The sequence below is a fragment of the Pseudoalteromonas sp. A25 genome, from assembly GCF_009176705.1.
Classification (GTDB): Bacteria; Pseudomonadota; Gammaproteobacteria; order Enterobacterales; family Alteromonadaceae; genus Pseudoalteromonas.
The window spans coordinates 1,953,548-1,966,776 of the sequence record NZ_AP021846.1 but is presented as its reverse complement, the minus strand read 5'-3'; the positions used below and the strand labels follow the sequence as shown (position 1 = coordinate 1,966,776).

Sequence of the window (13,229 nt, the reverse complement as noted above, 5' to 3'; positions counted from 1 at the left end):
AAACATCAAAGTGGTATTTCAACCTCAGATAAAATGTCCGATACTACTTTTTCTTGCAAATGGCATGGAATATTTAAGCGGTGGGCTGCTATGCTACCAAATACGGCTTGAACATCATCTTGCGTCGCATAATCTCTACCATCCATTAAAGCCCATGCTTTAACCGCATTACCAAGTGCAATACTTGCACGCGGAGATAGTGGATCTGTAAACTTACCGCATTCTCTGGTGTATCGTACCAAGGCAAGGATATATTCAACGACAACCTCAGCAACCTTAACATCATTAATATGTGCTTGAAGTTCTTTTAAAGCATCACTGTCAACAACTTGCTGAATATGACTTACAGACTGCTGCTTAATACCAAGGATTAGTTTTTTCTCTGCATCTTCACTTGGGTAACCTAAGCTAATTCGCATCAAGAAGCGATCTAATTGAGACTCGGGCAGGGGGTGCGTGCCTGCTTGATGAAGTGGATTTTGAGTAGCAATAACAAAAAACGGCTCGGGTAAAGGGTGGCTAACACCATCAACTGTAACCTGACGTTCCTCCATAGCTTCAAGTAAAGCACTTTGTGTTTTTGGGCTAGCACGGTTTATTTCATCTGCTAGCAAAACTTGACTAAATATTGGACCGGGGTGGAAGTGAAATTGATGCTCAACAGAGTTAAAAATAGCAGAGCCTAAAACGTCTCCAGGTAGCAAATCGCTAGTAAATTGTACTCGCTGATAGCTCAAACCGAGCACATCAGCCAAGCCATGGGAAAGTGTTGTCTTACCCATGCCAGGTAAATCTTCAATTAATAAATGACCACGGCATAGTAAACAACAAACCGCGAGCTTTATTTGCTGTTCTTTACCATAAATAACATGAGCTAACTGCGAAGTGATATTGTTTATTTGAAGGCTCATGCAATCATTTCTATACGTTTTAATACTGTATCAACTTTTTTGGCGTTAAAAGGTTTAGCGATAAATCCCTTAGCACCTAATTCCCATGTGTTTTGTACATTTTCAAGACTATTATGACCAGAGCACATAATAACGTGTGTATTTGGGTAATGGTCATTAATAAACTCTAAGATTTGTGTGCCATCCGTATCAGGAAGTTCAATATCAAGGAAGATTACATTAGGAGGGTTGCTGATCAGTAAGCTTTTAGCAGACTCAAAATCTTTTGATTCGAAAATCTCTTCAAAACCTAAATCGGTTAGAATGTTACTAAGATAATCTCTGATGTCTTGAGAATCATCGATTATTAATATTGGCTCCAGTGGTTTAACGAATTCCATATTGCGATACTTCATATTGTTTGTATGAAAACATACTAAGACATCAAAACCACAAGCTCAATAACTTTGGCATGACAATTCAGAGTTAATGAATAAAAATACAATATGTCCGATACCGTCTAGTATTGGACTTTTATGAGGTTCAAAAATGGGATGCGCTATTTTAGTGGGAAGTAATAAAGCATGCATGAACATAACAACCTATAATTTATATTATGTTAAATTAAGTAGGTATTTAGAATGTCTAGTAATAACACTCTCAATATTAAAGGTTTTTACTCTACGCTTAGCTAAATTTTTTAAACTTGATAAGCACTTTGATCAACAAACCATTTAAACTCATCACGCTTGCTTGCTCTTTGCAGGCAGAACATCTTCAACTGCTCAGCCATTAATACGACCATTACGTCATACATATGAAACCGGATAAAGGCGCTTATATTCGGTCTCGATGATTTTATGCGATTTCAAATAATAGCTCCTGTAGCTATTAAAATATAACCCTAAAGTATGGATTTTTGTTTTTTCTTAACTCTATTTTTAACACCATTTACCTAATTTGCACTAAAAACCAGCCTTTGAGCTTATACACCGATTACATGGTGTGTAATAAGCTTAAAATATGGTCAATTGCAATGGTCAAAAAATGAAAACGCTAATTAAAAACGCTCTATTGCCTATGCTTACATGCGTATCTGTTAGTTCAGTAGCGAGCAACGCTAATTCTGGCGTAGGTATTAACCTAACTGGTCTTAATTATTGGTCGAGCCAATGGACCACCATTGATGTTATGAAGCATGCCTCCAATGGCAGCGGACAGCTTTGGGCCACCAGTAATGCCCGCACCTATGAATACAATACAGGCGATCAATTGTTGCTTGATTTAGATGAACAAGGTTGGCCACGCTCGTTACCGCCAATGACTGATGATTCACCGTTTCATTATGTAACCACCATTATCTTCCATGATAATCCGCATTATGCCCAAGGCGAGTACGTTGTACTGTATGAAGGCGAAGGTGAACTGCGCTATTCGGGACCTGAATTGGTGAGCTCCTCACCGGGTCGTGATGTGGTACGCATGACTGAAGACAGCTATTTTCATTTACAAATACATAGCACCGACCCAAATAATCTTGGTGACCATATTCGCAATATTCGTATTATTGCACCTGGCGGGAGTTGCAGTACCGCCCTCACCGACTATGCACTAAGTGCCCAAGATTGTGACTCACCAAATATGTTCATCCCCTTTGAACAAAGTTATATGCAACGCGTTTTTCATCCATTATTTTTGCAGGATATGTCGCAGTTTAGAACCTTACGTTTTATGCAGTTGCTAAATACGATAGATAATCCTATTGAGAACTGGAGTGCACGGCCTAAATATGATTACGCTAGCTGGGGGCTTAAAGGCGGCACCCCGCTAGAGGTTGCAATATTAATGTCTAATAAGCTCAAAGCAGAGGGGTGGTATAACCTACCCGCTCGTGTCAATGATGATTATATCCAGCAATTTGCTCGTTTGCTTAAGCTGACCACTGATAACCAGTCTGATGTTTACATCGAATTGGGCAACGAAATTTGGAACAATGCATGGCCCTATATAAATGATGCCTTGTATATGCAAGAGCAAGGTAAAAAAATGTGGCCAAATACGCATCATCATGACATCGAATATCGTATGAATTACTACGGTATGCGCAGCGCTCAAATGTGTGACATTGTAAAGCAAGAGTTTGCTGAACAAGCATCTAGAGTAAAATGTGTAATGGGTGGACAAGCTGGCGTGCCTTGGATAAATCAGCAAGCACTTAGTTGCCCTATTTATGCCTCTGGTACAAATCAACAATGCGCGCAAAACATGGATATACTCGCGGTAGGAAGTTACTTTGCTGGTTATTATGCTAATGAACGCTACTTAGATATTTTAACCTCTTGGGCCGCTGATCCTGTAACTGGCGTTGATAACCTGTTTACCGAATTGTATAGCGACCTATTAAGATCACTAACCTATAACGCAGATGAACCTGCTTGGTGGCAGGCACCCGCAAATGGTGCTTTGGCACAAGCCAAAGAAAATATTTCGGGAAATCTTCAACTTGCACAACAGTATAATTTGATGCTCGCAGCTTACGAAGGTGGTCAGCACTTAACGTACGCTGGTGATAGTCGCGAAGGACGAGAAGCTATTAATGAATCTTTGTTCTTAGCTGCTAATCGCGATGCAAGAATGGCAACTGCATTTATTGATCACCTAAGTGATTGGCGCGATTCAGGCGCTGGGTTATTTATGGTGTTTGAAAGCACCGGCCGGTGGGACCGCTGGGGCGCTTTTCCACTTAAAGAGTATCAAGCTCAGACTCGAGAAGATGCCGTAAAATTTGATGCAGTATTATCTTTTGTGGAGCAAAATCCATGTTGGTGGGCTAACTGTGAAAGAACAATTAGCCCCGTTGATGAGCCCATTGTTTTACCACCGAGCGACCCAGTCACGCCTCCACCAATTGTAGAACCAGAACCGGAACCCGAACCAACCCCAGTTCCAACTATTGAGGTCATATCCAGCCCTTTATTCGACACCAATGGTGTTATGTTAAATTGGCAGCTTAATGATTCTTTAAACTCGGTAGTATTCAAAATTTACCGAAATGAACAGCTGATTTTCCATACCACTGACGAACAATTTAAAGACCACTGGCAACCATTGAATGTTGATTTAAAGTATCGAGTTGATGCAGTAGAAAAAATGTCTAACTCTGTCGTTGCTAGCCAGACTATTGTTACAAAGGCTGGCGACAGTGAGCCTCCTCGCGCTCCAGAATTGCTAACTATTGAGTCTAATGGTCAATATGGCGTAAAACTTCATTGGCAAATGAGTGAAGATAACAATGGGATAAAACTATATAAAATTATTAGAAACGGCCAAATGTATACCCACACTAGTGATAATTATTTCGAAGATCCATGGCCTCCACAAGGAACTGTAAGCTATGCATTATATGCACAAGATTTTGCAGGTAACCTCTCTGATTTATCGCAATCTGTCTCAATCCAAATAAGTTATAAGTAAGCATAAAAAACTCGCTCAAAAGAGCGAGTTTTTTAAGTTCTAACAATTAGAACTCTTTAACAACCTTCACATCACCCGTTACGGCGCTTGAAGATACAAAACCGATTGTGTCAGGGTTAGATGAGACGCTTTGGATCACTTCAGCATCATTTGCCGCTTCTTTAGGAGGCGTGCCCTTTCCTGTGAATATCAATTTTGACCAATAAGCCTTTAGTTGCGCAGATGACTTATTAAGTACTTTAGTATTGAACTCTTCTGTGATCGGGTTTCCTGTATCTTGGCCGATAGGGATAGCTTTGTTACCGTTACTAAATGACTTCTCTTTTCCTGTGAAAATTCGATTAATTGTCGAATCGTCAAACGAACTACTATTACTTGGGTGAACAATCACCGACACTGCTGAATATGAATGAGCGCTTAGCGCTAAAAGTGCAAAATAAATAAAATGTTTCATCGCTTAGCTCCTAAAATACTACATCAACACCAAAGGTAATTGCTTTGCTGTCACCAGCAACGGCAAAGTCAAATGAATCGTCTTTAACTCTGTCATATTGCACCTTAAATGCAGCAGAGGGATGAAAGTTCCAACGCACACCTATCGCTGTAGTATCGTGTTTTTCAGTATCGCCCTCGCCGTCTTGTTCATAGTTTGAATACATAATGTAAGGCGTGATCTCATCAAAGCGATAGCCTGCACTTAACATGTACGTATCAAAATCGGTATCTAAAGATAAGCGATTGAGCTCAGATAGCACAAAGAAGTTACCAAAATCGGCATTAACCGCTAGGCCATAGAACTTACCGTCTCGACTATCTTTTCCATTCCACATGGTTGGCTCACCATTTACAAACCGTTTGTTAGTGTAACGCATGTGAGTTAATCGAATTTCAAGCCAGTCATGGCTTAAGTTAACAACCCCGCCCAAAATATCTTCCCAAATTTCGCGCGTCGGAGCTCTAAAGAAAAAGTCTGAAAGCAGTTTATTTTCTTCATCATCTTCTTTACCAGTGTAAATATTGGCTGACAGTCCCCAATCTCCTACTGAGCCATTGTAAAGTAAATTAACCCCTTCGTAGTTAAAAATTTGCCAGGTATAGTTGTCAGCGGGCGGTCGCATCCATACATAGGCATAGCCAACATCATAAAAATCTGAGTAATAAAAAAGTGGTAATCTCTTCTTGCCGGCTTGTAATGTCCAACTGTCGTTTAGTTCATAAGATATGTAAGCCCATTCAAATTCTGCATCATAGTCATTCGCACCACGTGCAACAATTTGCCCAGTTACACTCAGTCCATCTCCTAAGTTTCCAGTTACTTGCAGACCGATAAGTGATTCAGGTGAAAAGGAAAAATCCTCTGTGTAGGTACTAACGATTGGGTAGTCAGCAAGAAATGATGGCTCAATACCATACTGGGGCGCGCCCGTACCGCTAAGCACTTTACCCCCGTTTATACTTGCAAAACCCGAAATATTAATCTCTGCATGAGCTGCTGTAGAGCACAAAGCAGCGGCCAAGAGAGTAGCTTTTAGTTTCATAGATAGCTCCGCCTAATTTATGAGTTATTGGCAAGCTAAGTATAGTTAAACCTCCGAAAAAGAAAGTTTTATTGATAAAAATTGGAATATGGCTAAGCTTATCTTTAGGGGAAAGTGCCAAATAACGAAAGCCACGCCTTTAATTAGGTAGTTGGCAAGGAACAACACAACTTAGGTTGTCACATTGTTATATTACAAGGTGTTATATGTCGAACTTATTGCATTTTAAAAATATGAGTATTTCAAAAAAAATCCATGCGATAACCATAGTTGCAGTTGCAGCATTTATTGTATTGGTAATGATTAACTACACCTCTTTACTGGAGAATCAGCGCTCACTTGACGAATTAGAAAATCAAACATACAAGCTATTAATATTAACATCCGAAAATGTTACTGCAATGCAAACACTCGACGAAACATACACCCAATCGGTTACCTTTGGTGATGCTGAGTTGATTAGTAAAGCAGGAGCAACGCAAAAAAAATTAGTAGAAAACTTAAAGCAAGTGCCCTTGCTGAATGAAAACTTTCCAACATCGAGTACCGTTCGTAATTTACAAGAGTACGGCAAGATAGCAAGGCAAATAGCGACAAGTATGATTGACGGCACCGCAGACTTTGCCAAATTGCCGCAAATCGCCAAGCAAAAAAGTGACCTATTTGATAGCGTATTAAAAACCCTTAATGATGATAAACAGCGCGCCAATGAGCGGTTTTCTGAGCTGATAAACAATACTAAGTCTAACGCGGATGATGCGCTTACTATGATGTTTATTGTGGCGGTTATATCTTTAGCATTGGTTATTGTACTTGCAGTAATGATTGCCCGAGGCATAAGCTCCTCCGCAGGCCAAGCTGCAGATAATTTACATCTACTAGCTGAAGGTAAAGGCTCCTTAAGCTCACAACTTACAGTGTCTTCTGCTGATGAAATTGGCCAGGTATCAAAAAATTTCAACGCGTTTATCAATTTACTACGCGGCACGGTAGAAGATGTAATTGCAGTGGTAGAACCCCTAATGGAAAACTCCACTCGGCTAGTACAAGGGATGGAATCTGCAGAGCGCGCTACTCAGCAGCAATCTAGCGATGCTGAAGTTGTTAGAAACTCAATGGAAGAAATGAAGCAAAGTGTCGGCGACATATCGCAGTCTGCGGCGTCAGCTTTTCAAGCAGCAGAACTGGCAGAAAACGCAGTAGATGAAAGTTTGAAGCAAATTAACGTGTCAGTCGCACAATCTCAAGATTTAAGTGAAGAGATTAATAAAGCAGCTGTTACGATTAACAAGCTGGCGGACGACACCCAAAATGTGACACAGATTTTGAATGTGATCACCTCGATTGCGGAGCAGACCAACCTTCTAGCCTTGAATGCAGCCATTGAGGCTGCGCGTGCAGGCGAGCAAGGTCGTGGCTTTGCGGTTGTAGCTGATGAAGTACGAGAGCTTGCATCAAGGACCGCTAAATCAACAAATGAAATACGTGAACTGATCAACATACTAACAGTAGCCGCATCAGATTCAGTGAACGCTATGAATACAGCAAGAGACATGGCCACCAACAATGCAGAAGCTGCGCAAGCAACCGGTAATTCAATCCAATTAATTTCAGAGCAAATATTGGCTATCAATGGAATGAACTCTCAAATAGCAACCGCAACAGAAGAACAAACATCGGTTGCTGCAATGGTTGTTGATAACGTTTCTAATATGCATAGCTCATTTGAAGAGACGATGAAGGCGTTACAGCAAGTGGGTGATGTTGCACAGAACCTACACAAACTTTCGGATAACTTACTCGATTCAACATCTAAGTTTAAGCTTTAGTTAGCTAAGATTATCAAGCGCTCGATGACTCCATTGAGCGTTTTTTATTTTCTGGGAAACATTTAGAGTAAAAGTAAATTGCTAGCAGTAGCTTGTGTTTGTTCTATCTATTCTATTGATTAATAATTTGAAGAGAATTTGGACTAAAATTTTGACATTAAAAAAGGCAGCCTATGCTGCCTTTTTGTTTCACTTAATTTTTAAAAATTAAAGTGCAACGATGTTCTCTGCTTGAGGACCTTTTTGGCCTTGAGCAAGAGTGAATTCTACACGTTGGCCTTCAGCAAGAGTTTTGAAACCATCGCCTTTAATTGCGCTGAAATGAGCAAATACGTCTGCGCCATTTTCTTGTGCGATAAAACCAAAACCTTTAGACTCATTGAACCACTTAACGGTACCAGTAACTGTGTTAGACATAATATCTATCCTGTAAATTAAATTTTAAAATGCTGACTATCATCAGAGTCAGACGGAATAGCACAAAAAATAAATGATATTTAAAAACTACAGGACGGAGGTACTAACGTTAACGCTTCGAAATGGAGTGTGTATATATTCTTACTTTTAAGCTGGGACCCACTATATAGAATTATAAGGGTAAGTCAACTAATTTTTTCAGTTATTTCTGTGTTTTGTTATTTTTTAACCAACTTGGTGGATAACTGCTCGACGGTTCCACCAAGTCACTTTTGCTTCACTTGTGTAATTAATGCAGAGCCGCTGTAAAAGGGATTTCTTCGCAGATTTTTGCCTCTGCAATTAAGATTTCTTCTAAGCGTTCGTCAATCATTTGCTTGTCAAAATATTCGTAAGCCAGTTCAACAAACAAGTTTTTATGTTTTTCTTCAGACTTTGCAATTGCAACGTAAAAGTCTTTTTCTTTGCCATCAGGAAGCGCTTCGGCAACTAAAGAAAAACGCTCATGACCACGCGCTTCTATCACTGCTGCAACTAATAAACGGTCTATCAAAAATTCATCTCGGCCATTTCTAAATAGCGCTCGAATCTTTTTAACGTAAGGGTCTTTTTGATCATTACCTAATGTAATGCCACGTTCATTAAGTAACTTTAAAACTTGTTTAAAGTGTATCATCTCTTCGATGGCTAAATCTGTCATGGCCTTAACCAATTTGATCCTATCAGGATAATGACTAAGCATTGACATAGCCATGCCAGATGCTTTTTTCTCAGCAGCTGCGTGGTCCTGCAAAAAAGTACCAAAATCTTCTAGTACTTTATGCGTCCAATCAAATGGGGTGTGATATTTAAGTTCGAACATAGCTAAATAAAGTTATTATGCAAAAAATTTCGTGCATTCTATCTTATTAGAGCTATCAGGCAAAGTGGCCAAGTTTGTTAGGTAATAAGCAATGAATCTTTGTCAACTTTACCATTTCGTGTAGATTCAACTTTTAGCGGGTGGCGAATATTATTCCAAGCTGTCACCTTTCCCCCTATATTCGTAAATGGCATTAGCTTAAGCTTATGAGTTGTCACGCCTAAAAAGTCTGTTAGCTTATCTAAAGCATGAGCATGAGCTATGTTAAGGTCTATGTGCTCTAAGTCATTGTCGTTAAAAAATGACTTTGCTTGTTGTTTATGCAATTCATAACAGTTTTTTAAGTAATCATAGTTGGTCGTTAATTCAGGGGTTAGCCCTTTAAACGTATTTAAATAACAACGTTTGATGGTTTCATTAAAGCCGCCTTCAGCCGTTAAAAGGTTTGTCGTCATTCTTGTTAATAGCTGAGATATTGAAGGCAACCACAATGGTAGATCACGCTCTAAATATATAAATCGACTATTTGGGTAAACTTCGGATAGGCGCTGATAATCATTAAAAATTGGTGTATCGGCCAATACCTGTGCATTTTCAAAAGTTTGCCTAGTATATGCGGTATGCGCAGTTTTATAACCTAGCTCTAAACAAGCTATGCAAATACTCGTGGTGCCCGTTCTTGGTAAACCAACTATAAAAATCTTACGACTCATGAGTTTCTACTTAATGCGCGCAACAAATAACAAAGAGCGCATTATACTCAAAGACGCTACAAATGCGATAGGCGCCCAATGTCGCCTATCATTTGCAAAGTTATTCATGCTTACTTAAGCAAGTAGATAGCATAAACCTCAGCATCAATGGTGATTGCGCCGGTGTTATAGGCTTCTTTATAGCTACCAGACTCTGAGTCCATCATTCTCATGGCAGGAGCCTGACGTAAATAAGGCGCTACGGGAGCGTTAATGGGTGAAAAAGACACAGAATAAAGTTTATCAAGCTCTACCTCAAACGCCGTAGCGAGCTCTTTAGCTGCTAATTTGGCATCTTTAATCGCTTTGAGTTTTAAACTGTCAACGAGTTCTTCTCTATTGCTTACACTAAACTCTGTGTTATTGAATTCAGTGATCCCTGTATCAACGAGAGCCTGTAAAAGCGCTGGATAGCTTTCAATATTTTTTAACGTCATTGTCAAACTACGCGTCACTCTAAACCCTTCAAACTCTTCTTCATTGGTATTGCGGTTGTAACGGGTTTGACGATACACATTGAGTTGATCAGCATGAATGTCGTCTTTTTCAATATCAAACCCTTTAGCTAGTTTGATGGCTTTTGCCATAATTTCGTCTACTTTCTTTTTTGCCTGCACAAGTTGCTCACCCTTCTCTACTATTGCGACTCGGATCGTCGCTATATCAGGTTGTACTTTTACCTTTGCGTGCCCTTGTACATAGAGATGAGGGTCGTCTGGTACGGTACTGGCAAATGAACTCATACAAAACAATGAAGCGGCTACGGTGCTTATTAACATGCGCATAATAAAAATCCTTTAGTTAGGGAATAGCAGTATTGAATCATACTACTATTAATCATCACTGAACGAGAAACTGTGTGCTTAGCGATTGCCTGATAAAATTACTTTCTTGCTCAAAAAACAAATTTTTATGAAAATCAATGATTTCCTGTTGTAATTGTTTGTTATTCATTGCTTGGTTAAATAAAAATATTGCTTGGCGACCAACTTCAGAATTGGCACAAACAAAGTAACCAAATGTTGCCTCTGGCGCCCCCTTTATTTTATGAAAGGTGATGCCTTTTTGTTGCGACCTATCTGGAAAGTCATAATTAAATACTGGACCATATTCAATAATTGCATCGAGCTTACCTTGCAACAACATTTTTCTTAGACGAGCCGCGCTATTGGCTCCTTCATTTATAAATATTCGATCTTTTAATGTTAAAAGCATACGGTCGATTTCGTGGCCGTATGAACGGCCTTTTGCAACGCCTAGCTGTAACCCATGTTTTGTTACAAGCTCTTCTATTGATAGGCTTTCTGGCAAGGAAAGTGGGTTATTAACAATTATCCTATTAGCAGGAAAAGCAGTAAAAGGATACCTACTATACAGGGCTTGTTTTGCACGCTCTGGCGTTTTCGCTTTATTGTAAAGACATGTTGTGGGATGGCTGTCCAATTCACGCCACTCTCTAATTCTGCTTGCTGGGATGTGATTAAATATAAGCTTACCATCGAGGTTGTTTTGGATTTTCAACAACATCACCATAGCAGCGTCGGTAGGCTCGTTGCTTTTTGACGGGTCATAATCAGACGCTAAGTCGATAACCAATGCATAGCAGTTGGATACAAAAAAAACTAAAAAACAAACGCTTCGTATCAGATATTTCATACAGCTCTCATCGTAAAAATGTAATCTCACCTCCTTGGTTCTCAATTAAATATAGATACAAAAAAGCCAGCATTCATAATGCTGGCTCTATTTATGATTAATTAAATGCTGCGACGCTTATAATTACGGTACTCTGGCAGCCAATAGTTTTTCTCTATCGCTGCCCATATTGCGTCATCAGCCATTTCTAAAGCTACGCCCTCTTCCATTGCTTTTTTAGCAACCGCAAACGCGATACGTTTACTCAGGGGCTCAATTTCAACTAACGCAGGTAATAGGCTACCTTTGCCAGTATTAGCCCATGGTGATGACTCAGCCAATGTCTCACTCGAAACCATCAACATGGCGTCTGTAATGCTTGTTGCTTTTGCAGCAATGACACCCAAACCGATCCCTGGGAAAATATAGCTGTTATTACACTGAGGAATTGGGAACGTAGTCCCGTTGTAACTAACAGGCTCAAACGGGCTGCCAGTTGCTACTATTGCTTGTCCATCAGTCCACTCGATAACGTCTTTAGGGTGCGCCTCTACTTGGCGAGAAGGATTACTGAGCGGGAAAATAATCGGACGCTCGCAGCCATTGTGCATAGCGCGAATAACCTGCTCGGTAAATAAACCAGGTTGCCCAGATACACCAATCAAAATATCTGGTTTAGCGCAATGCATTACATCTAGCAACGAGGCGTAGTCTCCACTATAAGACCAATCGCTTAACGCATCTTTTTGTTGCACTAACGCAGCTTGAAAATCACGCAGATCTTGCATGCCTTCAGTTAACAGGCCAAAGCGGTCTACCATGTAGACTTGACTACGTGCTTGCTCATCGGTTGCGCCTTCTGCCACCATTTGGCTAATAATTTGCTCAGCAATACCACAGCCGGCTGAACCTGCGCCAACAAACACCACTTTTTGTTCTGATAGCTTAGCGCCTTTAACCCGACAGGCCGCAAGCAATGAACCAACAGTAACAGATGCCGTGCCTTGAATATCATCGTTAAAGCTACAGATCTCGTTACGATAGCGCTTAAGTAACGGCATAGCATTTGGTTGAGCAAAATCTTCAAACTGCAAAAGTACGTTAGGCCAGCGACGCTTAACAGCATTAATAAACAGCTCTAAGAATTCGTCATACTCATGCTGTTCAATACGTTTATGTCGCGCCCCCATATACATAGGATCTGCCAATAATTTCTCGTTGTTGGTGCCCACATCTAGCATCACCGGCAAAGTATAAGCTGGGCTAATACCACCACAAGCTGTATACAACGATAACTTACCTATTGGAATTCCCATGCCACCGATACCTTGGTCTCCAAGGCCTAAGATACGCTCACCGTCTGTGACGACGATCACTTTCACTTTGCCTTTCGTTGCATTTCGTAAAATATCGTCTATTTGATGGCGCTCTTCATAAGAGATAAATAAGCCACGTGAGCTGCGATAAATATCTGAAAACTTCTCACATGCGTCACCAACTGTCGGGGTGTAAATAATAGGCATCATTTCTTCTAAATGATCGCGCACCAAGCGATAATAAAGCGTTTCGTTATTGTCTTGAATCGCCCTTAAGTAAATATGCTTGTTTAGGTTGTCACTAAAGCTTGAGTATTGCTGATAACAGCGCTCAACTTGCTCTTCAATGGTCTCGTAACGAGGAGGCAGCAACCCTGCCAAATTAAAGCTTTCACGCTCACGCTGACTGAATGCACTTCCTTTATTCAATAAAGGCGTTTCTAAAAGATTGGGACCAGAGTATGGAATGTATAAATAATTAGGATCTGTTTGTTTAGTCATATTTACAAGTTTTGA

General features: G+C 40.1%; 12 protein-coding genes. 2 read left to right on the top strand and 10 right to left on the bottom strand.

What is annotated here, in order from left to right:
• Positions 1-5 precede the first annotated feature (5 nt).
• Together GDK41_RS08320 and GDK41_RS08315 are read right to left on the bottom strand one after the other, a co-directional pair.
• Positions 6-911, bottom strand: coding sequence for an AAA family ATPase (locus GDK41_RS08320; RefSeq protein WP_152085970.1), 906 nt, complete (start codon positions 909-911; stop codon positions 6-8).
• Positions 908-1,291 carry a response regulator gene (locus GDK41_RS08315; RefSeq protein ID WP_152085969.1) on the bottom strand — a complete coding sequence of 128 codons (384 nt, stop codon included), beginning with the start codon at positions 1,289-1,291 and terminating at the stop codon, positions 908-910. Before GDK41_RS08315 ends, GDK41_RS08320 begins: the two co-directional genes overlap by 4 nt.
• Positions 1,292-1,937: 646 nt before the next feature.
• On the opposite strand from GDK41_RS08315, the gene GDK41_RS08310 reads away from it, so the two are divergent.
• Positions 1,938-4,364 carry a hypothetical protein gene (locus GDK41_RS08310; protein WP_152085968.1) on the top strand — a complete coding sequence of 809 codons (2,427 nt, stop codon included), beginning with the start codon at positions 1,938-1,940 and terminating at the stop codon, positions 4,362-4,364.
• Positions 4,365-4,410: 46 nt separating this feature from the next.
• Here the strand turns inward: GDK41_RS08310 and GDK41_RS08305 are convergent, their stop codons facing one another.
• Both GDK41_RS08305 and GDK41_RS08300 read right to left on the bottom strand, forming a co-directional pair.
• Complete coding sequence (locus GDK41_RS08305) at positions 4,411-4,818, bottom strand: phosphate ABC transporter substrate-binding protein (RefSeq protein ID WP_152085967.1); 408 nt, start codon at positions 4,816-4,818, stop codon at positions 4,411-4,413.
• A 10-nt stretch (positions 4,819-4,828) separates the two neighbouring features.
• Positions 4,829-5,902 carry a porin gene (locus GDK41_RS08300; protein ID WP_152085966.1) on the bottom strand — a complete coding sequence of 358 codons (1,074 nt, stop codon included), beginning with the start codon at positions 5,900-5,902 and terminating at the stop codon, positions 4,829-4,831.
• Between the two features lie 206 nt (positions 5,903-6,108).
• Between GDK41_RS08300 and GDK41_RS08295 the strand changes: the two genes are divergently transcribed.
• A complete protein-coding gene (locus tag GDK41_RS08295; RefSeq protein ID WP_152085965.1) occupies positions 6,109-7,731 on the top strand; it encodes a methyl-accepting chemotaxis protein in 1,623 nt (540 codons plus the stop codon).
• Between the two features lie 207 nt (positions 7,732-7,938).
• On the opposite strand, the gene cspE is transcribed toward GDK41_RS08295, so the two are convergent.
• From cspE to GDK41_RS08265, 6 genes are all read right to left on the bottom strand, one after another.
• Positions 7,939-8,148: a transcription antiterminator/RNA stability regulator CspE gene (cspE, locus tag GDK41_RS08290; RefSeq protein ID WP_070985466.1), complete on the bottom strand. Its 210-nt coding sequence runs from the start codon at positions 8,146-8,148 to the stop codon at positions 7,939-7,941.
• A gap of 289 nt (positions 8,149-8,437) precedes the next feature.
• Complete coding sequence (locus GDK41_RS08285; RefSeq protein WP_152085964.1) at positions 8,438-9,010, bottom strand: tRNA-(ms[2]io[6]A)-hydroxylase; 573 nt, start codon at positions 9,008-9,010, stop codon at positions 8,438-8,440.
• 77 nt (positions 9,011-9,087) lie between these two features.
• Complete coding sequence (locus tag GDK41_RS08280) at positions 9,088-9,723, bottom strand: sulfotransferase (RefSeq protein WP_152085963.1); 636 nt, start codon at positions 9,721-9,723, stop codon at positions 9,088-9,090.
• Positions 9,724-9,833: 110 nt separating this feature from the next.
• A complete protein-coding gene (locus GDK41_RS08275) occupies positions 9,834-10,547 on the bottom strand; it encodes an SIMPL domain-containing protein (RefSeq protein WP_152085962.1) in 714 nt (237 codons plus the stop codon).
• Between the two features lie 55 nt (positions 10,548-10,602).
• A complete protein-coding gene (locus tag GDK41_RS08270; RefSeq protein ID WP_232056435.1) occupies positions 10,603-11,418 on the bottom strand; it encodes an ABC transporter substrate-binding protein in 816 nt (271 codons plus the stop codon).
• A 101-nt stretch (positions 11,419-11,519) separates the two neighbouring features.
• Positions 11,520-13,214 carry an NAD-dependent malic enzyme gene (locus tag GDK41_RS08265; protein WP_152085961.1) on the bottom strand — a complete coding sequence of 565 codons (1,695 nt, stop codon included), beginning with the start codon at positions 13,212-13,214 and terminating at the stop codon, positions 11,520-11,522.
• Positions 13,215-13,229: the final 15 nt, after the last annotated feature.

Excerpts from the sequence above, each read along its gene's own strand:
- GDK41_RS08320 (WP_152085970.1), bottom strand. The coding sequence starts at position 911 with ATGAGCCTTCAAATAAACAATATCACTTCGCAGTTAGCTCATGTTATT.
- GDK41_RS08315 (WP_152085969.1), bottom strand. The coding sequence starts at position 1,291 with ATGGAATTCGTTAAACCACTGGAGCCAATATTAATAATCGATGATTCT.
- GDK41_RS08310 (WP_152085968.1), top strand. The coding sequence starts at position 1,938 with ATGAAAACGCTAATTAAAAACGCTCTATTGCCTATGCTTACATGCGTA.
- GDK41_RS08305 (WP_152085967.1), bottom strand. The coding sequence starts at position 4,818 with ATGAAACATTTTATTTATTTTGCACTTTTAGCGCTAAGCGCTCATTCA.
- GDK41_RS08300 (WP_152085966.1), bottom strand. The coding sequence starts at position 5,902 with ATGAAACTAAAAGCTACTCTCTTGGCCGCTGCTTTGTGCTCTACAGCA.
- GDK41_RS08295 (WP_152085965.1), top strand. The coding sequence starts at position 6,109 with ATGTCGAACTTATTGCATTTTAAAAATATGAGTATTTCAAAAAAAATC.
- cspE (WP_070985466.1), bottom strand. The coding sequence starts at position 8,148 with ATGTCTAACACAGTTACTGGTACCGTTAAGTGGTTCAATGAGTCTAAA.
- GDK41_RS08285 (WP_152085964.1), bottom strand. The coding sequence starts at position 9,010 with ATGTTCGAACTTAAATATCACACCCCATTTGATTGGACGCATAAAGTA.
- GDK41_RS08280 (WP_152085963.1), bottom strand. The coding sequence starts at position 9,723 with ATGAGTCGTAAGATTTTTATAGTTGGTTTACCAAGAACGGGCACCACG.
- GDK41_RS08275 (WP_152085962.1), bottom strand. The coding sequence starts at position 10,547 with ATGCGCATGTTAATAAGCACCGTAGCCGCTTCATTGTTTTGTATGAGT.
- GDK41_RS08270 (WP_232056435.1), bottom strand. The coding sequence starts at position 11,418 with ATGAAATATCTGATACGAAGCGTTTGTTTTTTAGTTTTTTTTGTATCC.
- GDK41_RS08265 (WP_152085961.1), bottom strand. The coding sequence starts at position 13,214 with ATGACTAAACAAACAGATCCTAATTATTTATACATTCCATACTCTGGT.